Annotated in this window: 22 protein-coding genes; 3 read left to right on the top strand and 19 right to left on the bottom strand. The window is 43.3% G+C overall.

Going from position 1 to position 25251, the window contains the following annotated elements:
- Positions 1 to 3: 3 nt before the first annotated feature.
- The 16 genes from ACLTWA_RS09480 to ACLTWA_RS09405 all read right to left on the bottom strand — a co-directional run bounded on the left by ACLTWA_RS09480 (position 4) and on the right by ACLTWA_RS09405 (position 20010).
- Positions 4 to 1446 carry a phage baseplate assembly protein V gene (locus ACLTWA_RS09480; protein WP_412327460.1) on the bottom strand — a complete coding sequence of 481 codons (1443 nt, stop codon included), beginning with the start codon at positions 1444 to 1446 and terminating at the stop codon, positions 4 to 6.
- Positions 1436 to 2038, bottom strand: coding sequence for a hypothetical protein (locus ACLTWA_RS09475; RefSeq protein WP_412327459.1), 603 nt, complete (start codon positions 2036 to 2038; stop codon positions 1436 to 1438). The genes ACLTWA_RS09480 and ACLTWA_RS09475 overlap by 11 nt, the downstream gene beginning before the upstream one ends.
- 5 nt (positions 2039 to 2043) lie before the next feature.
- Positions 2044 to 4518 carry a hypothetical protein gene (locus ACLTWA_RS09470; RefSeq protein ID WP_412327458.1) on the bottom strand — a complete coding sequence of 825 codons (2475 nt, stop codon included), beginning with the start codon at positions 4516 to 4518 and terminating at the stop codon, positions 2044 to 2046.
- An 18-nt stretch (positions 4519 to 4536) separates the two neighbouring features.
- Entirely contained in the window at positions 4537 to 6285 is a 1749-nt protein-coding gene (locus tag ACLTWA_RS09465) for a hypothetical protein (RefSeq protein ID WP_412327457.1), read from the bottom strand.
- A complete protein-coding gene (locus ACLTWA_RS09460) occupies positions 6272 to 7132 on the bottom strand; it encodes a PP2C family protein-serine/threonine phosphatase (protein WP_412327456.1) in 861 nt (286 codons plus the stop codon). Before ACLTWA_RS09460 ends, ACLTWA_RS09465 begins: the two co-directional genes overlap by 14 nt.
- Positions 7129 to 7626: an FHA domain-containing protein gene (locus ACLTWA_RS09455; RefSeq protein ID WP_412327455.1), complete on the bottom strand. Its 498-nt coding sequence runs from the start codon at positions 7624 to 7626 to the stop codon at positions 7129 to 7131. The genes ACLTWA_RS09460 and ACLTWA_RS09455 overlap by 4 nt, the downstream gene beginning before the upstream one ends.
- Before the next feature lie 23 nt (positions 7627 to 7649).
- Entirely contained in the window at positions 7650 to 8198 is a 549-nt protein-coding gene (locus ACLTWA_RS09450) for an FHA domain-containing protein (RefSeq protein ID WP_412327454.1), read from the bottom strand.
- 19 nt (positions 8199 to 8217) lie between these two features.
- Positions 8218 to 8625 carry a DnaJ domain-containing protein gene (locus ACLTWA_RS09445; RefSeq protein ID WP_412327453.1) on the bottom strand — a complete coding sequence of 136 codons (408 nt, stop codon included), beginning with the start codon at positions 8623 to 8625 and terminating at the stop codon, positions 8218 to 8220.
- A gap of 51 nt (positions 8626 to 8676) precedes the next feature.
- Positions 8677 to 9102, bottom strand: a complete 426-nt coding sequence (locus ACLTWA_RS09440) for a membrane-associated protease 1 (RefSeq protein ID WP_412327452.1) — start codon at positions 9100 to 9102, stop codon at positions 8677 to 8679.
- A 32-nt stretch (positions 9103 to 9134) separates the two neighbouring features.
- The gene (locus ACLTWA_RS09435) at positions 9135 to 9563 is read right to left on the bottom strand and encodes a membrane-associated protease 1 (protein WP_412327451.1); all 429 of its coding nucleotides are present in this window, start codon (positions 9561 to 9563) and stop codon (positions 9135 to 9137) included.
- Positions 9564 to 9820: 257 nt separating this feature from the next.
- Positions 9821 to 11989: a transcriptional regulator gene (locus ACLTWA_RS09430; RefSeq protein ID WP_412327450.1), complete on the bottom strand. Its 2169-nt coding sequence runs from the start codon at positions 11987 to 11989 to the stop codon at positions 9821 to 9823.
- 106 nt (positions 11990 to 12095) lie between these two features.
- A complete protein-coding gene (locus tag ACLTWA_RS09425) occupies positions 12096 to 14117 on the bottom strand; it encodes a vWA domain-containing protein (protein ID WP_412327449.1) in 2022 nt (673 codons plus the stop codon).
- A gap of 211 nt (positions 14118 to 14328) precedes the next feature.
- Positions 14329 to 15636, bottom strand: a complete 1308-nt coding sequence (locus ACLTWA_RS09420) for an ATP-binding protein (RefSeq protein ID WP_412327448.1) — start codon at positions 15634 to 15636, stop codon at positions 14329 to 14331.
- Complete coding sequence (locus ACLTWA_RS09415) at positions 15633 to 16355, bottom strand: LytR/AlgR family response regulator transcription factor (RefSeq protein ID WP_412327447.1); 723 nt, start codon at positions 16353 to 16355, stop codon at positions 15633 to 15635. Before ACLTWA_RS09415 ends, ACLTWA_RS09420 begins: the two co-directional genes overlap by 4 nt.
- Before the next feature lie 261 nt (positions 16356 to 16616).
- On the bottom strand, positions 16617 to 17321 hold the full coding sequence (locus tag ACLTWA_RS09410) for a response regulator (protein ID WP_412327446.1): 705 nt from the start codon (positions 17319 to 17321) through the stop codon (positions 16617 to 16619).
- The gene (locus ACLTWA_RS09405; protein WP_412327445.1) at positions 17314 to 20010 is read right to left on the bottom strand and encodes a DUF4118 domain-containing protein; all 2697 of its coding nucleotides are present in this window, start codon (positions 20008 to 20010) and stop codon (positions 17314 to 17316) included. The genes ACLTWA_RS09410 and ACLTWA_RS09405 overlap by 8 nt, the downstream gene beginning before the upstream one ends.
- A gap of 192 nt (positions 20011 to 20202) precedes the next feature.
- On the opposite strand from ACLTWA_RS09405, the gene ACLTWA_RS09400 reads away from it, so the two are divergent.
- Together ACLTWA_RS09400 and ACLTWA_RS09395 are read left to right on the top strand one after the other, a co-directional pair.
- On the top strand, positions 20203 to 21105 hold the full coding sequence (locus ACLTWA_RS09400) for a helix-turn-helix transcriptional regulator (RefSeq protein WP_412327444.1): 903 nt from the start codon (positions 20203 to 20205) through the stop codon (positions 21103 to 21105).
- Between the two features lie 59 nt (positions 21106 to 21164).
- The gene (locus tag ACLTWA_RS09395) at positions 21165 to 21872 is read left to right on the top strand and encodes a hypothetical protein (RefSeq protein WP_412327443.1); all 708 of its coding nucleotides are present in this window, start codon (positions 21165 to 21167) and stop codon (positions 21870 to 21872) included.
- 128 nt (positions 21873 to 22000) lie between these two features.
- Here the strand turns inward: ACLTWA_RS09395 and ACLTWA_RS09390 are convergent, their stop codons facing one another.
- Positions 22001 to 22327 (bottom strand): DUF4280 domain-containing protein, encoded by a 327-nt coding sequence (locus tag ACLTWA_RS09390; protein ID WP_412327442.1) that lies wholly within the window; start codon positions 22325 to 22327, stop codon positions 22001 to 22003.
- 258 nt (positions 22328 to 22585) lie between these two features.
- Entirely contained in the window at positions 22586 to 23104 is a 519-nt protein-coding gene (locus ACLTWA_RS09385) for a flavin reductase family protein (protein WP_412327441.1), read from the bottom strand.
- A gap of 187 nt (positions 23105 to 23291) precedes the next feature.
- Between ACLTWA_RS09385 and ACLTWA_RS09380 the strand changes: the two genes are divergently transcribed.
- The gene (locus ACLTWA_RS09380) at positions 23292 to 23756 is read left to right on the top strand and encodes a TspO/MBR family protein (protein WP_412327440.1); all 465 of its coding nucleotides are present in this window, start codon (positions 23292 to 23294) and stop codon (positions 23754 to 23756) included.
- A 98-nt stretch (positions 23757 to 23854) separates the two neighbouring features.
- Here the strand turns inward: ACLTWA_RS09380 and ACLTWA_RS09375 are convergent, their stop codons facing one another.
- On the bottom strand, positions 23855 to 25249 hold the full coding sequence (locus tag ACLTWA_RS09375) for an NCS2 family permease (protein ID WP_412327439.1): 1395 nt from the start codon (positions 25247 to 25249) through the stop codon (positions 23855 to 23857).
- Between the last annotated feature and the right edge of the window lie 2 nt (positions 25250 to 25251).

Genomic DNA, 25251 nt, shown 5'->3' with positions numbered 1-25251 from the left:
CAATTAATTCGTATATACTTCATTCCCTTTCAACTCAATAATACCTTCCTTACTGATATTGATTTCTCCTTTTCCTCCGCATATCATCTGAATACTGTGTGCAGCATTCACTTTTATCTGATCTCCTGATTCAATTACAATATTTCCTTCTGATTGAAGAATTATTTTAGATTTTGCAGACAGGGTCAGAACTCCATTTTGATCCAGCGTTGCTACGCAGGCACCATTGGAGGAAATATTGATCTGCTCAGGGCTCCAATCCACTTCCATTCCCTGTGGATTGCGGATATATCTGTTCTTATAATCTGCCATCCTGTCTTTTTCACTGGATTTTGGTTGATATTCGCTTATAGAACCGGTGGAATATGCATTTTTTTCATCAGAATCAGGAAATATTAATCTTACCTTATCCCCTATTTCCGGCATACAATACCAGCCGCTTCCATCTTTAGACGCATATACGGTTGAATAGGGAAACCAACCGGCCCCTTGATCGGTTAATTTATCAACCTTCTGTCCGTTTGTTTTTTCCTCTACCTGGATTTTAACACAATCTCTGCTTACCGCTCTGACAACACCTTTTACCGATATCCCTGATAATAACTCATTGTATGCCTTTTTTTGATACAATCCAACTTTTACACATAATTCATAATAGTGGACCAGTACGGCATGTTCCAGGACACTGTAAGCTGATTTTACCCAAAGCGGCATTCCTCTGTAGGTTATTTCTTCACCTAAATCAAGCCAATTCTCCATGCAGACAGTATAAGTTATATATCCTGCATCTGTTGCTGCAAACTCAGATGATTCCACTGCCTCCTTATACGATTTTAAATCCTTTTTGACCTGAAATTCACCTTCTGATTGATTCATATCTCTATGCAGATTGGGAGTTCCGGCATAATAAGCAGGTCCAATAGACGTGCAGCCTGCAAAAAGTCCCTGAGATTTTTGGGAGGCCAGCCGTTTTAAAAAAGCCCAGTCAGTTTCCTTATACTGCATAAAAAGCTGTTGGACTTCTTCCTGATATATATCATTTATTATTACATTTGCACCTGAATATTCTGAAGATATCCATTGAAATAAATCCGTGTAAGTTTTTGCAACATCATGAAATGGTCTGGTTTTCTCAGTGATATCCATCAAAACCGTATAAGAACACCCCTGAATACAAACGGAATAAAATGCCCCCTGATGCTTTACTTCTACTTGTGTAAGCAAACCTCTAAAGAGAATATTACCGTCTGTATGCTTAACAACTAATTCCGTACCGAAATTTATTTCATGAGAATAATAATCCTTATCCTCCTCATCGATCCTTCCTGATGCTTCAAAAAAAACGTGTTCATTTATTTTTCTGTTGATTTTGATTTCATGGATCTCTTTTAAATGAAACGGTTCAATTATTATTTCACCACAAGTTATCATCTCTTTATTCATCATGATCTCCCCCCTGCCGTATTGTTCCGATGATTGCATAAATGATATCAGCCCAGTAAGAATACTCTTTTTCCCTTATATTAAAATCAAGGATAATCGTCTTATTTTTAAGATTAAATAAAATAATGTAATTAAAATGCTTTTGTTCCGGCATAGAATGAGAAGCCGAAAAATAAAAAACCCGGATTCCATTAACCATTCTGCTCTCTGAAAGACAAAGCTGCGTCTGCTGTTTTGATTGCTTCATTTGTGCCTCATAACTTTTTTTGATATCTTCAATATTAATTATATATTCATTATCTATCTTCTTTACAACCAGAACCAAATGTTCTGGCTGTGACCGAAGTACAATTATATTATCCTCTATTATCTCATTTTCAAGCAAATCTGATGGAATACAAATCGTAAACAGCTGTTCAAAAAATCCCTTTCTCTCCAATTCAAGATTTACAGCTTTTTGAACTTCTCTGCGGATATTTTCCAATTTTACTTCACTTTCTTTTCTGAGATTCTTCAGGCCCTCATTGAGGGGGTCTGCCGTAATATCTGCCTTTTCCATACAGGCTAATTGCAGATCAAGTTCATTTATTTCCATACGCCTTACTTTCTCCCATCAAAGAAATTTTCTTCCCACGTATCATCCTCAAAATCAAAAAATGTCTCTTTTCCCTTATAAAGCACCTCATTTTCTCTGAGGACCGGAAGCACAAGAAAGCCCCACCGCTTTCTGGATACCCACACAAAGAATTTCATTTCCCCTTCTAAGATGGTATCTGTCTCCTCCTGAATCACGCTTCCGGCATAATCTTTGTCTATCTCCTCCTGAGTGGTCCGGGTAAAGGATTCCGTATCGTATTCAAAGTAATAGGTTTTTAACCGTTTTCCTTTTTCATCGCTTAAATAAAGATCCAGCTGTTTTCCTATCATAAACCGGGAAATACAGCCAATATGTTCTTCCTCATCAAGACTTCGTATCAGGATCTTTTCCTGGTTTTCGTGAGTATAAGCCATAATCTCATAAGGAAGGGTCCGTACCTGATAATTCTGGTTCACCTTCATGTAACCCCGTTTGCAGTTCATAAAGTATGCCAGCGCGCCTTCCAGACAGCACATCTTCAGTTCTGCCTCATCAGCTTCCCGTTTTGCACTCTGAATCAGTTTTCCAGGAACGTATTGCTTTAAGGCTTCTGTAAATAAACTGGATTTGCAGGACTGTCCGGTCAGCTTAAGCATTTCGTATTCCTGAAGTTCCCCCTGTTCAAACTTCTGGTCTAAAAACCGCTCCATCACGTGGTAGATATCCGGCCTTAAAGTGGATTCAATTTCATTTAAATAAAGCGAAAAACAGATTTCCTGGTCAATGTGTGTCAGACCGCCTTTGCTGCGTACCGAAAGCTTCCATTTATCCAAAAACATTTCATCCGGTTTTCTATACTTTTCCGTATTGATGGAAAGTTCATACTGGAATCTGGTCTGGAAAAAGGATTTTTTCACTTCCTCTGCCAGTTGGAATAAATAATAATAATTATTTTTCACCTTAAAATACTGATCTCTGCTCCGGTCTTCGTATTCCTTAAAACGGGTGGGGAGGAAATTCTCTGCTTTCCGGTATCGTTCAAAAAGAGAATCCGCAGCATCTCCTTCTCCGCTTTCTTCAAACAGCTCTTCCTCCAGATAACCAAGTGCTTTGGCAATTTTGACTTTCAGCATCTGCAGAATGCGGAAGGTTAAGTTATTGCCTCCAAAATTGGTGTCTCCGTTTTCATACCGGGTCTCTAAATCAATGGTGTAGGATACCCTGCTGTTGTCAATAAGAAACCGTCCGGAAGTAAGGTCCGTGGTTCCCCCGCCGCAGTCGATGATGAGGGCCTGATACCACCGTCCCTTTTCATAAAGATTCTGCCGGATCATTCCGTAAATGCTGTTAAAAAGTACGGCCATCCCCTCATCAAGCTCACAGCTTACGTTATATTCGGGAAGGAGACTTTTAAACAGCTCCTGAAATTTTTCTTTCTGACGGATCGGAGCCAAAAACTGAATATTTTTAAACCGGCATTTAAACTGCTGTTTTGCAAGGTCCATTAAATACTCCAAAAAACCTCTCAACATATCCCGCCTGGAAATCTGATATTTAAATCCGCTCTTTAAAATGACTCCTTCCAACCGGTCCGGGTCACTGATCCAACGCTTGATATCAAAGAATACCGGAACATCTTCATCCTGGTAGTTCTGTTGTGCCAGTGCCAGTGCTTCATATCCAAATAAGAATCCATGTTTGCCTTCGCCTCTTTCTTCCACACCGATCACACTGGGAATGATGGGACCGTTTCCTGCTCTGGCAATTTTTGTAGTCCCATCGGAAAGACTGATGCCCATGGTGGTATTGGAGCTTCCAAAATCAATGACTAAGGGAAGGTCTGCGTCCGTCACCTCCCGGACCTCAATATTAAGAAGAGGAATGCGGATAGCTTCCATATGACCAGGGATATTTTTTGCATTTCCGTAATAGCAGTCATATAAAAACTCCGAATCCCGTTCATTTGGAAAATAAAGAATGGAGTACTGGTGCTTTAAAAGGGGCTTTACAGGCATACCCGCCCCCTGAAACAGATTCCACACATTTTGTATTTCTTTGATATAAAAGCAGGTATATATCTGGAAATTCTCATCAATGAGAAGAAGATTCCCCTCATAGAGAGCAATATCCGATTCCACCTTATACTGATCCAGCTCATTCAGTCCGGTTCCATGATAGAGAATGATGGTACCGGGAATGATCACATCCTGGCTGGAACTGATATCTATATCATTCCGGTCAAAGTATCCCTGAAGACGTTCGATTCCGCCTTCGCAGGCCTCAGCAATATGCCGATAATCCTTCTGCCCCCGAAACCGCATGATCAGACGTATCAGACCCTCCCGGTCCATGGTATTTTGGGAGGGCATTACCAGCTTTTCTTTCCGGCATATTTCTCTAAGCTGAAATGTCGTCATCTTTTCCAGTTTGCTTCTTTTATAGGTGCCCTTTTCCGGTTCTGTCTTTCCCGGGTGTAAGGTATAGGTATATCGGCTCATGTGCATTTCCTCACTTTGCTATTTATCGGACTTTTTCTCGCTCATTCCAGGGCCACTTTCCCCAGTATTTACTGTCTCGGCAGCCTTCTGCTTTGCTTCCAGGACCGCAGTTTTTGCAGCCTTGATTTTTCCATTGATCCCATCTGCCAGTTCTGTCATTTCCAGCCGTACATAGATGGCCTGAGCTGTCTGGTAATAGGTTATGGCACTCTCATATTTGCCTTCTGAAAAAAGCTCGTTGGCTTTATTCTCCAGATCAATGGCATTTTTCTGATCGTTTAACTTCTGCTGGTTTTCCAGTTCCCGCTGCTCTTCTTCCTCTTTTTTGGCTTTTTCTTCCTCCGCCTGTTTTGATTCCTCCTCCTCCTGTTTTGCTGCCTGGGATTCCTCTTTGGAGGCAGCTGCGGCTGCGGCTGTTTTCTGACTGTCTTTTTCCATCTTTTCTTCCAGCGCCATCTGCTTTTTCAAAGCCTCTTCCTTTCCTTCGGAAAAATAAAGAGCGGCTGCTTTATCTCTGGCCTGATGGTAAGAATCTATGGCACCGCTTAAGTCCCCGTATTCTTCCTTTTGCTGTCCAATTTCCATCAGATCAAACACATGAATGTAATCCAGGGTTTGCTTCAGCTGTGCATCTATATACTTTTTCCCAATATTTCCAGCTTCTTTCGATAAATCTCTGGCTTTTAAGTAAAGGCTTTGGGCTTTCAGATAATCACCGGCTGTCATGGCTTCATCGGATAGAATAATCTGTTCTGCCAGTTTTTTATACTGATCCGCCTCTTTGGAAACCTCTTTATTCTTTAAAGCGTCTGCAAGCTTTTTTGCTTCTCCGTAATCCTCTGATGCTTTTATATAGTTATCGTATTTTAAATATTCTTCTCCGCTGGCTAAATGCTGCTCCAGACTTTCTTCCTTGTTCTTCACACTTTTGTTCTTTAAATAAAGTCCAAGACTGATACCTCCTGCCAAAAGAAGAACAGGCAGAGCGATCAGCAAAACCTTTTTTAAGGTGATTTTCTTTTTGGGGGACTTATAGACCTTATCAACAAAGGTGACTGCAAGGCTGTAATTATCCACCTCCCCGGTCTCCTGCTTCCCCAGAATCATGTCTTCTGCTTTTTCCAGGATCTCCTGAGGCTCTTTGGCATCCTTGGAGATTTCCAGGAATTCGTCTTCACTTAAATTCTCCCAGGCACCTCTGGTAAAAAGTGCAAAGCTGTCTCCATTCTCCAATGGAACCTTTTTAGACACAAGTATTTCCGGCTGTCCCCGGTCTCCTAAAAAGGAATACAGATTGTTGCGTTCTTCGTGGGCCGCCGCCTGGTCTAAGGTGATCATTTCTTCTTTAAGAAGGTTCTGGGTAAGAGACTGATCCTTTGTTTTAATAAGAATCCTGGCATTCCGTATCAAATAAAACCTGCTGTTTCCAACATAGCAATAACAAAGTTTTTTATAGTCTGTGACCACCATGATAACGGATGCCTTTAAATGCATTCCGCCCCGCTGCTTTAACAGCTCTTTATGGGCCTGGTTCATGTAATGCTTTAGCTTTTGTGCATTCATGGAAGGACCTTCCACAAAACTGCGGATCAGGCTTTCCACTACAAATCTGGCACTGTTTGTCTCAAGTTCCCCATCAAGACTGTCCGCTAATATGTAACAGGCGTAATCATCCATCTCTACAAAGCCAAAATAATCCCGGTTGGTCAGTTTCTGCCCTTCTTCCGAAATATACTGTGTCCGGAACTCAGAATTAATTCGTCTCATAAAGCACCTCCGCCTTCAGAAGCAGAACGCTTCCGTTTTCTTTCTCCATGCCTTTTCTTCTTTCCGTCTCCATTACGATGGTATCTGCCTTTTCCTTTAATGTAAAATCCTTTAAAAGAATGTCCTCAATATCAGCCCAGGACAAGACCTCATAAATTCCCTTTGTAAGAAGCAGGATCAAATCTCCCGGCTTTAAGCAAATGGGCTGCTGTGCAATTTCGATTTCATGAAAACCATCTAATCCAAGATAGTTCCATACCCGTTTTTCTTCCATCGTCCAAATGGCTTCTGATCTTGTCAGAAGCCCTTCACGAAAGGCGTTTTGTGCAAGTACATCAAGGGTCTGTCCTTTGCTTATGGGAATCAGTTCCTGATTTCTCATCAATGCCACCCGGATATCCCCCGCCAGTCCATAATGAAAGGTCCGGCCATTGATAAAAACAGCGGCCAGGCAGGCCCCGCCCTTTCGTTCTCCAATGGTCTTTTGAATTCTGGAATTTGCCTCGTAAAATGAGGTCTTAAAAAAATACTCCGGATTATGAAGCACCCGGTAAGGAAGATAGGCGTCAAAAAGAGTATCCACCGCAATCTGTGCACAGACTTTTCCAGTATTTGCCTTTCCAATTCCATCTGCTAACACGGCCAGAGTGCCGGCAGAACTTCTCATGGTTCCTGCAGCATCTGCCTGGATCTCCTGATCTCCTGTCGTCTGGCATAGGGCTTCTGCCCCAAAGGATTTTCTGTTCATCTTTTCTTTTGTCTTTTTATCACCTGCCGAAAGCAAGATTCTTCCCAGGACAGAAACAGATAAAATTACGCCCAGACCACTCATTATCGTCATTGTCATTTCTGATCATTCCATTCAAAATTTTCTCCGCACAGGGGTACAAACAAAAAGCGGCTTTTCCCCAGCTCGATTACATCATAAGGCTTTAATTCTGTCGGTATATATACAGCCTCTTCATTTAAATAGGCAAGACCAGCCGCATCTCCCGGCAATATGACGGTATTTCGCTTCTTCTGGTCATAGACAATGATCGTATGATTTTTCCGGTTGATCTCATTGTCTCCTAAAATCTGTATATCCATATCGTCTCCCCGGCCCACAAAGTTTTTTCCGCTGTGGATCTTATAATCCATCCCCACTCTTGCACCGGATATGCATACCAGCCAGCCGCAGACCGGAAGCACCTCCTCCTCAAGAAGCTCCATGGAGGGCTCAAAGCCTGCGGGCTTTTTATCCTCGGCTTCTTCCTTCAGCTTCATCTGGCAGTAAGGGCAGGTATTCCCGTAACGCCTTGCGTTAAAAACATGTCCATTGGGGCATCTCACTAAGCTCATGTTTCAATCTCCAATCTTTGTTCTTATGTAAGTAAGAGGCGGGTACTTGCAAGGTATATCACATCTCCCGCCGAAACTCTGCATGGCCGGTTGGTCACCTGATAACAGCCGCCATCCTCCACCTTTTTGATCTTTACACCATTTTGGGAGCCTAAATCTTCCAGATACCAGGAATCCAGACAGAAATTAAGGACCGCATGCTGATCATTGATGAATGTACTGTATTCACACTCCGTCAAATCCACATCAACCTCTTCCCTGTCATTCTTTTTTCCCAGAATCAGTGCTGTTTTTCCGGCTAAGTCCCAGGACCTTACCGGTTTATCATGTTCGTCTAACAGCACCAGCTGGCCTGCTTTTGCATCCTCATAATTCCATGAGGTTTTATATATTTTGTGATCCTTCGCTTTCAGCTGGATTAGCAGATCCACCGCAGAAATTAAAGCGCACAGATAAATAAGAATCCGTATCCAGATTTGGGTGTCCAGGATAAGAAGGATAAAACTGATACACACCGCACTGATTAAAATTGCACCGTCAAAACCTATTTTTAATTTTCTACTGCGTTCCATAAGCAATTCGGCCCCTTCCTTATTTTTTTGTTCGAAAGAAAGCGGCAAACAGGTCCTCTGGATTCACAGGACCAGTCTGCTTTTTTTCTCCATTTCCTGACCCGCGGTAGGTCTCCATTCCTTTTCCCGGCTGAAATCCAAAAAAGTGTTCAAACTGGCTCATATCAGGAGCTGGCTTTGCCGGCTTATCTGCTGTCTCTCTGCTTCTCTCCCGCTCCCCGGTCCGGACTGAATCATATTGTTTTCTCTTTTCTTCATCTCCCAGGACTCCATAGGCTTCCTGGATCTCATACATTCTTTTATTTCCATCCGGATCATCCTTTATCACGTCCGGATGATATTTTTTTGCCAGCCTCCGATAGGCTGCCTTAATATCCTTTTCCGTTGCTTTGGAAGTCACCTCAAGAATCTGGTAATAGTCAAGCATCTTTCATTTCCTTTACAGAAAGGGGCTGCCATTTTGGCAGCCCCTGCATGTTTACACGCTGTATCCGCCTTCCACAGCGATTTGCGCCATCTTGTCTTTCTTCTGTTTGATGATCAGCCGGAATGTTCCAACTCCTTCTGTATCACCGTAATCTTCTTTATAATCCACAACAAATGCATTCGGATATGTATATTTACGTACCACCTGAGAAGCTGCAATCACTTCAATGGTAACTTTCCGGTAGCAATCAGATTTCTCTGCAGGAACCAGAGACCAGAGGCCAAGCTGTCTGGTAGAGTCAAACGGATCTCCATCCACTGCTGTTAAAATCTTTCCTGTAATTTCCACCGTGCTTCCTAAATCTGTGGAACGAGCGTTGGAATCGTGAGGAATATCGGTTTGAAACTTAACTCCTATAATACTGATGGTTCCCAGGTCGATGGTAGACGGCCCTTCTACTTTTAATGTAAATCCCATAATTATCCCTTCCTTTCTCTACATGTTTTCGATTATTCGCCGCTGAATCCGCCTTCAAATTTCAATGTGGACATCTTGTCCTTCTTCTGTTTGATGAGAAGCTTGAATACTCCGGTTCCTGTTTCATCCGTAAAGTCTTCGGTGTAATCAACCACAAATGCGTTTGGTACTGTGATCTGTCTTACTACCTGTGAAGCACTTACAACATCGATCTGAACGTTCCTGTAGCAGTCGGAATTCTCAGCCGGAACCAAAGACCATCTGGCCAGTTTGCTTGTGTCATCTGCGGCTTCCCCGCCTACTGATGCCAGTATCTTTCCTTCAACCAGAACCGTTGAGCCAAGATCGGTTGATCTTGCGTTGGAATCATGAGGAATATCTGCCCCAAATACCACTTTGATGATGCTGGTCTCACGCAAATCAACGGATTCGCTACCTGTGATTTTCATTCTAAGTCCCATATTTCATCCTCCATTCTTAATAAATGTTATTTTGTAATCTATAAGCCGGCAGTGCCAGCTTTCAGATACCTGAATTTTAGAATCCTCTCTTTTCCCTGTTGCTTCCAGCCTGTGGATTGATAAAGAGAGGAGGCGAAAAGCAGTTATATTCTTCTGCTGCTTTTCATTTATCAAATAAAATCTCAAAGCCCACTCATATCAGGAGCATACGCTCCCCACCCTGATGCACGTCATTGCCCGGAGGCATCATCCGGTTTTTATGCTGTCTGTCCTTTTCTGGTCAGCTCCACCTTTAAGTTCCTTGTCGTGTTGCTAAAGGTCAGAAGAACATTGCAGATTCCGTTCTTTTCATCGATGTTAAAATCCAATTCATCGCCATCCTGTAACAAAGAATTCACGTACTGGCGGTTTGCATCCCATTTGCTCTTCTGGCTGTTGGGATTGTTGCTGAAGAATTTAAGGATCTTGTCCTGCTTAAAATCTCCGCTGTAAAAGCGCAGCATACGCTCAATGTAGGTAACCACAAGAGTTTTATAAATCGGTTCAAACTCCGTGCCATTGCTCATTAAGTTTCTGGCCTTGTAAACCATGATATTTTTGATCTCACGCCCTTTATACTGTGCGTTATCAGAGGTAAATACAAAGCCAAATCCCGTGTTGTTAATGGAATTTTTAATGGCATTGGTAAATCCGGAGATTTCCTTTGTCATGCTGGTCGTCACCAAAAGCGCATTGTCATCAGCTTCTATGTCATAGCGCACACCCGGATATTCCATGGTGGTATTGCCAAATCTCTGCTTTAAATATTCCGGGCACTGCCATGCAGCTGTAATTCCTGCTGCTCCGTATGCTGCCCCCACATAAACGCCTTCGATCCACATCTTCATTACATCTTCTTTTTCCTCAGAAAGCGCTACATTCCCATCATCATCAATGACCATTCGTTTATCCAGGATCAATCCTGACTTGTCTTTTGGAATGATGGTTACATTTGGAATACAGGGAACTACAAACTCACTGTAATCCTTTTTCATCAGCGGCGTACATTTATCCTTAAAGATACCGATTCCTTCCGTTGCCACATAATTGAACGTGCTTTCTTCTCCTGTTGAAAAGCTGAAGAAGGTGGTGATCTTGTAAGGGCTGATGGCATTCATTAAAGTTGCCAGGCTTTCCATCGTATTGGTTCCAGGCTTCTTTTCCTTCTGGTTACCTGCGAAACGCATTCTCTGGAGCTTTCCGCCGCCGGACTGATTGAATTCCACATCCGGTACAATGCCAAACCAAAGCGTATTTTCAAATTCATTTTTATCGTTAGTCGTATTCAAGTAGGTAAGAAGTCTGGGAAGATTGCTTGATTTTACCATCATCTCCAATGGAGTGTTGGTAATCAGAAGCTTTGGCTGCATCCCTTTTTCTTTTACCTGATACTGGTCAAAGAACGACTTCACTCCTAATATTTTTTCAATCAGAGGTTTTACCGCCTTTACAAAGTCATCCTTGCTTTTTTTGTAAAATTCCAGATAGGTGTTATAGTTATGTACTTCCACTTCCCGGTCCACACTGCTTTCAACAGTGGAGGTGAGAGGACAGAAGGTCCTTACTACCAGCTCCCGCACATAATCGGAGGTATTTTCATTGAGTGCATCGTAGTCATCCCGGAACGTCTGGACCAGACTGGTATTGATATGGTCATCCACAACAGCCAGCTGGGTTCCTTCCTCCTGCTTCATTTCCAGGATTTTTAATTCTCCGTCATCGCCCATGCTTAAAAGGCCTGCTTTGAATTCCTGGCCGCCTTGTGCGGATTCTCCGCTTCCCAGCAGCAGACGTGTCTTGATATCCTCAATAGCTAGCGGAAGCATAGCCAGTACATTATTGTAATTATGGCTGGCCTGTTCAAACTGATAATTCAGCTTATCCCCAAAATCAAGACGTTTCGGATCCTCCTCGTCAAGTTCCATATATTTTCCATAGGTATACTGGATTTCCCTGCGCACCTGGCGGATATCCTCCATGATTTTTTTCGGAGAGATCATGTCCAGAACATTGCTGAATTTAAAATCCACGTTAGCGACTCCCAGAGAACCCTTTGCCCCCTGTAAGGTGATCAGCATGTTTAATAAGTCATTCATTTCATTGAGAGGTATTTCCGTAATACAGTTATCCGGTATATTTTCCGGTTTAATGAGGCTGTACTGGATACTACCAGTTTTCGCATCACACCAGGAATATACGACCGGTGCGAATTTCTCTAAAAATTCTTCAAAGCTTTCCACCAGAAGTACTTCATTGATTTCCTTAATTTTGTCATCATCCAGGCTGGTCTTTCCTCTCACATCCCCGATCAGTGTTAAAAGATTCAACTTTTCAGGATTAATTTCGGAAAACAGAATTGTCCGGTTTGTTTGTGTAATTGTTTCCATCGGCGCTCTCCCTCTTTCTTACTTCTTACTTTTTTATTTTTTCACTCCTTATCTCTTCAATGGATAAAAAGTGTAAACAACATGATTGCAGATATAAATCTGATTACTACTGAAGCATGGAGATATAGTGGATCTCCAGCTCATACCCTCCATCCGGTGAGGTAATGGATATAATATCCCCAAAGCTGACGCTGTATTGAATCTTTTTGCATACAATGGAACTTCCCAGCATAATGGATGCATCGGAAGAATGGTACAAAATCATTCGCCGGTCTTCATCTGCAATGAGGAAAATACGGTCAAGCCCCAGAGCCTCAGAAGCTTTCGGATACTCTCTCATCAAATCGCCAAAGCTGACCCGGTTGTCCTTGATCTTATACATCGGAAAGGTAAGGGGCGGTATCTCTTCTTCCTCTTCCGGCTGACCGATAAAATAAGCATCCATCTTTCCCTGAAAACGATTCTGTGCCTTTTTTTCCGTAATGACCTCAAGCTCAGGCTTCGGTTTGTGGAAAATCCGCCAGATGACAGCTCCCAGTATCAAAGCGGCAAGCACAAACGCCCACCAGTATGCCTTCCACAACGGAATGACGGCAATATTGTAACTGTAAGATATTGCTGCTTCTCCATCAGAAACTTTAATAACAAGAGGCTGACTGCCTGCTTTTAACGCCTTGACCGTAAGCACACCGTTATCGAGACTGACGTTTGCTTTTTTTGTCTCATTCTTTTCCAGAGAATAAGTAAGGGTATCTCCGTCGGTGTCTTTAAAGTAATCATCAAGCACCAGCTTTTTTTCCTTGCTCAGAGGATTCAGTCCCAATGTTTCGGGAAGTTCTCCTGCCGGAGGTGTATTGACCACCTGTAAACGTACCGTGTCAAAGACACAGGATTCCATCACATCATCCAGGCGGCTGTCTATGTAATAAGTACCTGACTGGGTCAGTTTCACTTCTCCCGTAATCACACCGCCTTCAATGGCTGTTTCTAAAGCAGTGCGTCCATTGGCAGATTGTCCATCTGCGTAAAGCTCTACCTTTGGAGTGAAATTTTTATAAAATGCTTCATCGGTTATGACTGTACCGCTTTTATCCTTAAAATAAATCCGGTAAGGCAATGACTTATTTCTTCCTGCTGCCGTTTCTATTTCAAGAACCGGAGTCAAATCCCGGTAGCTGATCAGATAGATCTTTAAGCCCTGATCCTTCAGGGTATTGGTCTGTATGGTCAATTCCCTGATGTCCTCTTTGACATCAGATAGCTTGGCAACCGAATAATGGACCAGGTTCACCGGCTTTATCTGCTGGTCCCCATACACAACCGTAGTATCTCCGATCTGCTGGGGGGAAATCATCAGCACATCCATCTCATCCAGATAGGCATCATCAAGTTTTACCCGGATACTCTGATTCCCTGCCCCGTAAATGCCATTGGTGATTTCCTGAATCCGGTAAGCCATGTTGGAATTAAAGATTCCGTAAAGGACTTCAATGAGTGCTTCCGGCATCTCCACCGTATAGCTTTCGGCATTGGTCTGTTTTGCAATCTCTTTTAAAATCTCTTTGTTTCCATCGTATTTTCCAAAGGCTACCGTATAAACGGGAATTCCCTCGGCCTGGCAGGCAGCCACGGTGTTCCTTAGATCAGAATTGGAATTATCCATGTTCCTTCCTGTTGTGGAACCTTTCAAATCAGTCTCACCGTCAGAAATAAGGACAATCATACGTTTGCGTCCGCTGTCCTGCCCTGACAGCCCAAATGCATAACTTAAACCCAAACCTATGTCCGTATTCCCGGAATACCCGGCAGAGTCGATCTGGCCTTTTAAGGAATCCCGTTCCTCCTGGGTCTTTACAGATACCGGTGCGGCCGACGACACGATCCGGTCATTGTATGCCACAAAGCCGATTCTGATATCCGCACTGTGAACCGTGTCCACAAATGCCTTTACCATCCCGGTTGCCGTATGATCCCTGTCATTTGCCGTCATGGAACCGCTGTAATCCATAACAAATGTCACATCAAGACCGTTCTGCTCACTGGCAATCTCCTCTGCCAGCGTACGATGGGAGGTTGTAATAAAACTAAAACAAAACAGTACAAATAGAACTTTTTTTAATCTCTTCATATATCTTTCTCACCTTTGTCTCTGCTTTTTATTCAGTATACACGAAAAATCGACAGAAAAAACGTTCATGTAAGAAATAACAGCTTACATGTATGTTTTGGTAATAATATGTCATTTTTGCATATTTTTACCCATAACCTTATAACTTTATTTTTGGATTAACATAAAAAATGAGATATACAATGTTTTCCATCATACATCCCATTTCCCATTAAATCTTTCTTGGTTCATACAATATGGCCTTTAAGGTAAAAACTCCGTCTTTTCCTTCCGTGACCAGAACCCCGTTATATTTTTCCGCTACTTTCTTCATGGAACGGATTCCAAGTCCATGGATTCCTCCCTTTTTCCCGGTAAGTAATTTTCCATCCTTCTCAGTCTTCAATTCCCCGGCATACCTGTTCTTGACACAGAAAAGAAGACAGCCTCTATCGTACTTCATCTCGATCTGCATTACCCGGTCTTTTTCTTCCACACCTTCCAGCGCTTCCACTGCATTATCAAACGCATTTCCCTGGAGAATGCATAAATCCGTATCCTTGATCCCCAGTTCTTTGGGAAGATTGATCCTGGTATCCAGACGGATGTTCCTTTTACGGGCCTCCCGGTATAAGTGGTTCACTAAAGAATCCACCACCAGATTCCCTGTCCATTCCTCCAGATATTCTTTTTTTACCGTCTCTCCGATCATCTGATCCAATACTTCCATCAGCTTATCCTTTTCCTCCTGATTCACCAGTTCCTGGATATAGATCAGCTTTTGTTTTAAATCGTGACGTTTCGTATGAAGTTCCATATTTTCCTGATCTTCTAATTGCTTTTGCTGCTGGAACAATTCCAATTGTTTTACATACATGCTCTCATTACGCCTGATCAAGGCTTCCTCCAGCCGCATGAAATAGGCAGGATAAACCAGGAAGTGAAGCAAAATCATCCATGCAGTACCAAATAAAAACCATTGTATATCATTTCTGCTCCGAAGGACAGATTGTTCCGCTGCCATATAAAAGGCAAAATACACCGTCATGGCCGCCACAAACGGCATAATATAAAAACCTCCCTGCTCCCCAGCTTCATGCTCTGCTCCATTGCGTTTCATATAGATTCGAACGCCCAGAATCATAAAAGCCAGGAAGAGCTTAGACAGCCACAGGGAAACCATGATCCAGATATGGCCTCCCCCTACCCACAGCTTTATTCCAGTCAGGCAAAACACATCAAGCAACAGCCAGAGAGAAGCAAAAAGAGCCGAGAAATCGATTCTCTTCTTAAGAGGCGAAGCATAAGCGGTAATTCCTGTAATTACTATGATCACCAGCGTTCCAAACAGGTAAAACACTGGATAATTTTCGATAATACGCATACTGCCGTACACTTGCCATAAAAAGAAAAGCAGCCATCCTGCTGCCTTTCCTTTCCCACCTTTTTCAGTTAAAAAAATGCCCAGATATTCCCTGGCAAGCAACACACTAAAGAGGGAAAAAGAGACGGTGCCGGCAATCCATAATTCTTCCTTCATACGTGGCACCACTCCATCGCCTCATATAAATTTACTTCCACTTCTTTTTTGCGGCTTCGGCTGACCGGCAGGCAGATTCCATCCATTAATTCGACAATATCCGCAGAAAACCTGGAAATACGCCAGTAACTGACCAGATAAGATTTATGCGTCCGCACAAACCGCATCTTCTGTCCCCTTAACTCCTCTTCGATAGCCTCCAGATTCTTATAAAGCCTGTAACGTCCGCTCTCACAGACGATTTCTGTCATACGCCCTTTGCTTTCAAAATAAATCACTTCTTTCAAAAGCACCTTATAATCGGACCGGTCATACCGAAAACGGTAATACTGATCTTCGGCCCCGATCATCTTCAATATGTAATTAAATGTGCCGGTAAATTCATCCTTACTGACGGGTTTTACAAGAAAACCAATGGGAGCTGCCATAAATGCTTCTTTCATATAACTTTCATGACACGTTACAAATACAATCTGTACGGTACGGTCCAATTCACGAATCATCTTTGCCGCCGTCATCCCATTTAAACCCGGCATTTCGATATCTATGTATATGATATCAAAACGCTTTCCTTTCATCACTGCTTTAACGATCTCATCCCCATCTGCATAGGTGGTAACCTCCAAACTTCTCCCGGTTTCACACCCCAGTTCCAGCAGATACTTTTCCATTTCCCACAGCAGCAGATGGTCATCATCACACACACCAATTTCCAACATGGCCTTACCCCCTACTATATGGATAATAGTATAAATCTTGTTACATTTTCCAACTTTTCTAACTTTTTCAGCATATAATGAAATTCGACATTTTTCAACCCATGTGCTAAAATTATACACTTTGAGTGCCAAAATTTGCACACTCACGTTACGATTCCAACGCTTATAAATATACACAAACAATACTAACATATAGTTTTTATATGTATATTTAAAAAAAAATAAAACTGAAAGAAAAAAATCTCTCAGTTCTATCATTTATTACGAATCCGTGACCCGGAGCATTCTGTAACCAATGCCAATGTGGGTCTGAATATACTTAAAATCAGAATCCGACTTTTCTATCTTTTTTCGCAGCGTTGCCATGAACACCCGAAGCGCAGGAATGTCACTGGAGTAATTTCCCCAGATCTCATGAAGAATAAAGTTGTGGGTAAGAACCTTTCCCACATGCCTGGCCAGAAGACAAAGAAGCTTGTATTCAATTGGCGTTAAATGAATCGCCTCTCCGTTCAGCCACGCACATCCGGCTGCGTAATCGATTTTTAAATTACCATTCAGGAAAATGGTGGAATCCCTCATCGGTCTGTCCTGTTCATACTGGATCCGGCGGAGACTTACCCGAAGCCGGGCCAGCAATTCGTCCACATAGAACGGCTTGGTTAAATAATCATCGGCCCCAGCATCAAGGGCATCTACCTTATCCTGATTCTCACTGCGTGCACTGACCACAATGATGGGAACCTTGGACCATTCCCGAACCTTTTTAATGATATCAACACCTTCCATGTCCGGCAGACCAAGATCCAGAATTATAATATCCGGCTGGGCATTGGCTGCTTTTAAAAGGGATGCGACTCCTGTTTCTGCGGTTTCATAAAGATATCCCTGTGTTTCAAGAGTTGTGGTAATGAGCTTGCGGATCGCCTTGTCATCTTCCACAACCAGAATAAGCGGTTTATTCATGTAAAATCACCTCCTCTGCCTGCAAGGTAAAACCAAGTATGGTCCCTGTGGGGACGTTGTCTTTTATATAAATTCTTCCGCCATGGGCGTGAATAATGGATTTGCAGAGGGACAGCCCCAGACCGATGCCGCGGCGTCCGTCTCCCCTTGTGTTATCTGCTGTATAAAACATGTCAAACAGCTTTTCTTTTGCCTCATGGGATACCCCTTTCCCATTGTCTGCGATCTCCACACAGACTGACGTTCCTTCCCGTCTTGCCGTAATTACAATGACAGAGCCTTTTGGTGTATATTTAATGGCATTATCAATGATATTTACAATTACCTGCATGATCAACTGGGAATCCATCTTGGCCATCAGCAATTCATCGCTCACCTCTGTCCGGATCACATGATCCACATGATTCCGGTTGATGTGGAGAAGCGCCTCAGCGATGACTTCTGAGATCAGATCGGGATGCATGGTCAAATGTAAGCCCCCATTGTCAATTCTTGTTATGGAAAGCAGATTTTCCACCAGATTGATCAGCCACATGGAGTCATCGTAAATATCCGTATAGAGATTTCTTTTTTCTTCCTCGCTTATTACTCCGCTGTTGGATATTAAAATTCCTGCATTCCCGGATATGCTGGTAAGGGGCGTGCGCAAATCATGGGAAATTCCCCGCAGCAGATTCGCCCGCAGCTTTTCCTGCTGCATCTGCATGGAGATTTCCTTTCTGGTTTCATTCAGTTCTTCTTTCTCAAGCGCCAGAGAACACTCTCCCAGAATGGCAGTAACAATGCTTTTTTCAAAGGCCTCTAAATGGTTTTCTCCTTCCATGGAGATTCCTGCAACAGCAAGGACCTTACCGCCTCCCTGAACAGCAAGATATAAGCATTTCGCTTCGGAAAGGGTTTCGGTGGCGGCTCCTGCCTGTTTGTTGTTTTTAAAGACCCACTCTGCTACTGCCCGCTCTTCGATTCCCAGATATAACGCTTTCTGTTCCTCAGATCCTTTCTTTAGAAAAACCTCCGGCATTTCCAGTCCCTCCTGATTGGCGGGATAGAAAATGATGGTCCGGTCCAGTAATTTAAGCATCTGATGAGCTGTCTCTTTTAAAATATCCTTCCGGTCCTTTGCCTGCTGCAGCTTCTGGCTGGTTTCCAAAAGAACCTCTGTCCGAAAAGCCTTTTCCGATGACTGCCTTGCCTGCTCCTTGATCTGCCTTGTTAAGGTACTGGTGATGAGGGCAGCGGTCAGCATGATCAGAAACGTAACCGGATAACTGGGAAAGGCCGCACGAAAAGAAATGCGGGGATCTGTAAAGAAATAATTTACGATCAGCACACTCAGTATGGAGGAAACTACACTGTATAATCTTCCTTTTGTAAATACCGCATTGACCTGGACGCCTAAGATATAAACGGTTATAATGTTGGCCATGCTAAAATCCAGTATATCAAACAAAAAACCAATGCACGTGCAGACTGCCAGCAAGGCCAGCGATTTGAACGTATCCGCCAGAGAAAGCCGTTCAGGCTCCCCAAACTTAAAAGCATAGCCGGTAAAGGCGGACTGGGTATCAGGGATGATATAAATATCCGCAGCCGGTGCCAATTCCGTCAGCGTATCCATGTAATTTCTTTTCAACCAGCGTCTGGTCCGCAGAGAACGGCCCATGACGATTTTGGATACTCTGCCTATTTTGGCATATTCTGCAATCTGTACCGGAACATCTTCCCCGTAAACCGTAGAAATCTGCGCCCCCAGCTGTTCTGCAAGCCTTAAGTTCTCCATAAGAGCCTCTTTATATTTTTCACTCATTTTTTTGGCTGCCGGAGTCTCCACAAACAAGGCAGTGAACGTCCCTTTAAAAGCCTCTGCCAGCCGCGCGGCCGTGCGTATTACCTTGGCATTGGAGGGAGCCGATGATAAGCATACCAGAATATGCTCATTGGAATAACCTCTGCTATTACTTTCATTCTCAATCCTGGCCGCAATCCGGTTCACCTTATCGGCCGTAAGGCGCAGAGCAATTTCCCGCAAAGCGATCAGCTTTTCTTTTGTATAAAAGCCTGTTAATTCCCTCTCTGTCCTGTGATCCTTAGATACCTTTCCTTTATTCAGACGGTCGATCAGATCATCCGGCTCAATATCCACCAGCTCGACCTGGTCTGCCTCATCAAATATACGGTCCGGAATCCTTTCCTGCTCGTAAACTCCGGTAATGGTTTCCACAATATCAGTCAGGCTTTCCATATGCTGGACATTGACCGTAGTATAGACATTGATTCCGGCTTTAAGCAGTTCCTCCACATCCTGGTATCTTTTTTTATGCCGGCATCCTGACCCATTGGTATGAGCAAGCCCGTCCACCAGAATCAGCTCCGGATGTCTTTTCAGCGCAGAATCCAGATCAAATTCGCTCAGCTTGTGGTCTTTTTCGGAAATATCCAAAGGATCAAGACTTTCCAGTCCTTCCAATAAAGACGTGGTTTCCCGGCAGATGTGAGGCTCTATATATCCGGCAACCACATCAATGCCGCTGTCTTTTGCTTCACGAGCGTCCCGCAGCATAGCGCATGTTTTTCCTACTCCAGACGCATAACCAAAATAGATTCTCAGCATTCCCCGTTTCTGACCAGAAGGCAGCGTTTTAAGCTGTTTCAGCAGGCTTAAGGAATCTGTCTGATGAATCGCCACCATGAACCACCTCCTTTTGGCTTCTATTATAGCATTTAAAAAACCAGTATAGTATGATTATTTTCATTTAAACATATAAAATTGCATTAAGACGGCAAAATATACAATACCAAAAGAATCACTGATCTTCCGGCATATACTTGCTTTATTTCTGTGATATAATGGAGAAAACTTAAGAAATGGAGACCCGGACTTATGAAACTTGACCGTTTACTGGGAATACTTACGACTCTGCTTCAGAATGAACGGGTGACCGCCCCTTATCTTGCCGGGAAATTTGAAGTAACCAGACGAACCATAAGCAGAGATATTGACGCCCTGTGCCAGGCCGGAATTCCGGTGATCACCCATCAGGGAAGCGGTGGAGGCATCTCCATTGCAGAAGGATTCAAGCTTGACAAAAGCGTCCTGACCGCCGATGAACTTTCCGGAATCATCGCTGCACTCAAAGGAATGGGAAGTGTCATGGACAAGTCTCCGATTGAGAAGACCCTGGACAAATTATCTGCAAACAAGGAAGCAGTACTGTCCCTGCGGGAGCCGATCATCATCGATCTTGCATCTCATTACAAAGGGAGCCTTACAGAAAAAATCAAGCAGCTGAAAACTGCCATTCAGGAAAACCGGTTGGTGGAATTTGACTATTATTATGAAAAGGGAATGACCCACCGTCACGCGGAACCATACTTTATTATCTTTAAGTGGACCTCATGGTATCTCCTTGGTTACTGCAGGGAACGGGAGGACTGGCGTCTGTTTAAGCTAATGCGCTTATGGGATCTGACTCTCTGCGGGGAAACCTTTCTTCCCCGGGAAGTTCCTACCGAAAAGAGGAACCTTAACGATACTCTGCCCGATGATAAAAAGCTGGTGGCACTGTTTGATCCTTCTGTCCGTTACCAGCTCATTGAACTTTATGGTCCCACATGCTATACGGAAACAAATGAGGGGCTGCTCCGCCTGGAGACCGGCTATACAAACAGGGAATACACAATCTCCTGGATTTTAAGCTTTGGAGATAAGGCCAGAGTATTGGAACCGGCAGACATGGCCATTCAGATCAGGCAGATAGCAGAAAATCTTTTAAAGCATTACTAAACAGGACATTCTGTTGTCCTGTTTGCTGTGGTATGATTATATAAAAGGAGGACATCTCATTGATAAGGAAACAGATAAAAAACTATAATGATTTTTTGGATGCTCTGTTAGAGGCCGGTTTTTCTATGGGGGGAGGAAACAGTGAAGGGATTTATTCGGTTATTCCCTGGAACTGGAACCAGGACCCCCCTTATGAAACAACGGTACGCTGGCATACCGGCCTTCCTGATACCGACCCATGGGAATGGCGTATCCGCGTACTGGACGAGCATAAGGGCATTGGCTATTCCAAAGTATTCTTTAAAAAGAGCGGATATATTACAAAAGAATGGATCCCCTATTTTCTGGCTGTCCGGAGAGGAAACCGGACACTGGAAGAGGAATACGAAAATGGTGTTATCAGCAGTCAGGCAAAACGAATCTATAAAACCATTTCCGAACACAAAACACTGCCCCTGCATTCCATGAAGGAACTTGCCGGCTTTGGCAGGGAGAACAAAGCGCAATTTGAACGGGGACTGGTGGAATTACAGACAAAAATGTTTATAACCATGTGCGGAAGACAGCAGAAAAGATCTCAAAAGGGGGAGGAATACGGCTGGTCCTCCACCGTCTTTTGTACCACAGAACACTTCTGGGGGGAAGAGATGCTAGAGAAAGCGGACCAGATCAAAACAGAGGAAGCCATTGATAAAATATCAGAACGCATTCTTCTGTTAAATCCCAGTGCAGAGAAAAAAAAGATATTAAAATTCATAAAAGGTTAAACCGCAAAATCCAAGGGACTTTAACGGAGCATCATTCTATTGGTCCTGATGCTCCGGAATCCTGAGTACTGCGTTTTCACACAGAGCAGTACAATCTTTGGAGCGGTGATAAAGACGCCCGGAGCTTCTTATAAAGGTTCAATCCGGATCACCCCTCCGCACAGGCAGGATAAGACGCTGGTACTGTAAAGCACCGGCTCTCCATTTAATTTATGGTCCTTATTTTCTATCAGCCATGGAATCAAAACCACCGGAACACATGGCTGAGGAGGAGTCATCCGGCTGCATGTACCAAAACAGCTATAATTGGTGCCGGGCTTGTAATCCATGACGGTGGCCTGATTTTTACCCTCAACAGCTGCACCATGACTGACCGGAACCTTTAAGCAGCACCCGCAGCTGCCCATGGAACATTTCAACGTAACCCCTTCAACCACCTCAAACTTTTCACTCATATGTAATACCTCTCTCAATATAAATTATATCATTGTAAAATCTCATCCTAATAGTGCAGGCTCCAAGAAAGCCTGCTGATTCCTTTCATGTCCTCCACATCATTGTGAAAGGCACAATCGGAAAAAGCAGACTTTGAAGGAATCGCTGTTCTCCAGAAGGAGCCCGCGCCGGATTATACTATCAATATATACGAATTTTTGAAAAAATGGAGCATCATGTAAGAAATAACGGTTTATATGTAAGAATAAGTGTAATTTTTATACCGGGAGGCCTTCATCCGCTTGCAGCACTTTTACAATTTCCCCTACAAAGCATTGATGATAGTCTTTTTCCGGATAATATCTGGATTCCAGGGATTTATCCAGAAAACCGGCCGGATTGATGCTCTGCTTATAAAGCTTCCGACAGATAAGCACAAGCTTTGCCTCTGAAAAATAGGGAGCATCTCCGTCAAAGAACGGGGTAAGTCCGGTTTCTTTTTTCTTATTCACATCACGGCCGGAATTGGAACCGCAGTAAGAAAGGACCGGCCGGTACTTCTCATCGAAAAAGTTGAGCGCATAATAGTCTTCCCTGTCCGCAAATTCCAGCGTATACCTTTGAGGGCGCAAAACAATCGTGGATACGTTTTTGCCCCACATCACTCCGATTCCTCCCCAGCTGGCAGTCATCATATTAAAGCTGTTTTCATTTCCGGCAGAAATAAGCATCCATTCCTTTCCAATTAACGTAACCGGATTTACCGGCACATTGAAAAGATCTGCTTCTTTTAACATCCCACTACCTCCATCTCTGTAATCATTTATATACTTCTCTACTCTATTATAAGACAGGGACAGTAACAAAATTCCTCTTCAATAGGAAAAAGTTCCGGATGGGCAGGTGGCTAAATTCAGCCATATATGGGATAATTCATTTATTTGGCGAATATATACTACTAATTACTGATACAGGAGACTGCCTATGTCTGCAAACAGAAGAAAGCTGCTGGCCTATATTATATTCCCTCTGGCTGTTGGCGGAATCTCAGGATTTCTTACAAGAAACAGCATGAATATGTACACTTCCTTAAACAGGCCGCCCCTTTCCCCTCCCGGCTGGGTCTTTCCATTGGTCTGGACTATTTTATACCTTCTAATGGGTATTAGTTCCTATCTGATTGCCTCCTCTTCATCTCCTAAGAAACGGGAAGCTCTGCTGCTGTATGCAGTCCAGCTGCTTCTTAATTTTATCTGGAGCCCCATATTCTTTGGATTGAGGAACTATTTACTGGCATTCCTGGTTCTATTACTTTTGTGGTATGCAATCTATAAAATGATCCGGTCCTTCTTTCCCATTAATTCCACAGCCGCACTGCTTCAAATCCCCTATCTTTTGTGGGTCACCTTTGCAGGGTACTTAAATCTGGCCATTGTTTTTCTTAACTAAGGTTTGAAAAAACAGGGGCCGGCGGAAATATCACGAAAAAGGATAATACCATTTCCAGTGATGTCTCCGCCGGTCCCTGTTTTGATTTATGAAACCGGTTAAATCAATATATATTTTAGTACGAATAATACGGCCAGGATATACATGAGAACACTGATTTTTTTCTCTTTGCTCTTTCCTGTTACCACATTAATGAATACATAGGAAATAACTCCCATGGAAATCCCTTCGGAAATGCTGTACATAAACGGCATGGCAATGATGGTAATGTAAGCCGGGATCGCCTCTGTAAAATCATTAAAATTGATTTTGACAATGGAGGTCAGCATCAGAAACCCTACCACTACCAGAGCCGGAGCCGTCGCAAAGGATGGAATCGCCAGAAAAATCGGAGACAAAAACAGGGACAGGCCAAACAAGATAGCTGCCACGACTGCTGTAAGACCTGTTCTTCCGCCTTCTGAAACGCCTGCCGCACTTTCAACAAAGGCGACAACTGTGGAAGTTCCAAACACTGCACCTGCAGTCGTTGCAATGGCATCTGACAGCAGGGAACCCTTCACATTCGGAAGTTTTCCGTCTTTATCTAGCATATTCGCTTTTGAGGCGACACCAATGAGAGTTCCCAGAGTATCAAACAGATCAACGAACAGGAACGCAAACATGACCACTAAAAAATCCAGGGAAAATACTCTGGAAAAGTCCATCTTCATAAATGTAGGCGCCATGCTCTTAATTCCAAATCCAGAACTCAGATCAGGAAATACGCTGTACATTCCAAGCTCCGGATTGGGCTGATACAGGCCAGTAGCCTCACAGATCATTCCAAGAATCCAGGTAATTAAGATTCCCCATAACATATTGCCCTTTACATTCTTAACTACAAGTACGGCCGTAATGAGAATCCCGATAATGGAAAGCAAGACCGTGATGCCCACGGTATGGAACGATCCGTCTGACAAAGAGCCTTTAAAAGAATAAAATGAAACAAGAGTGGTGCTGTCCACAACGATCTTTGCATTCTGTAAACCAATAAATGCAACAAATAAACCGATTCCAACCGATACCGCATGTTTTAAAGTGATCGGGATGGCATTAAAAATTCCTTCCCGGATGCTTGTAAGGGAAAGAATGATAAAGAGAAGACCTTCCAAAAATACTGCTGCCAAAGCCATCTGCCAGGTATATCCCATATTCAATACTACCGTGTATGCGAAAAAAGCATTGAGCCCCATACCCGGAGCCAGTACGAACGGATAGTTTGCAAGACATGCGATCAACAGGGTTCCAAATAAAGATGCCAGCGCCGTTGCCGTAAATACAGCTCCGTGATCCATGCCTGCCGCACCTAAAACGCTGGGATTTACCGCCAGAATATAAGCAGTTGTCATAAACGTTGTTATACCTGCTACCACCTCGGTTTTAACATCTGTTCGGTTTTGTGATAAGTGGAATGTTTTGTCCAGAAAACTTCCCCTTTCTTTTGTTGCCATAC

Source organism: Lacrimispora sp., assembly GCF_046972725.1.
Classification (GTDB): Bacteria; Bacillota; Clostridia; order Lachnospirales; family Lachnospiraceae; genus Lacrimispora.
The sequence above is the reverse complement of the archived record's forward strand: the minus strand, read 5'-3'. Positions and strand labels throughout refer to the sequence as shown.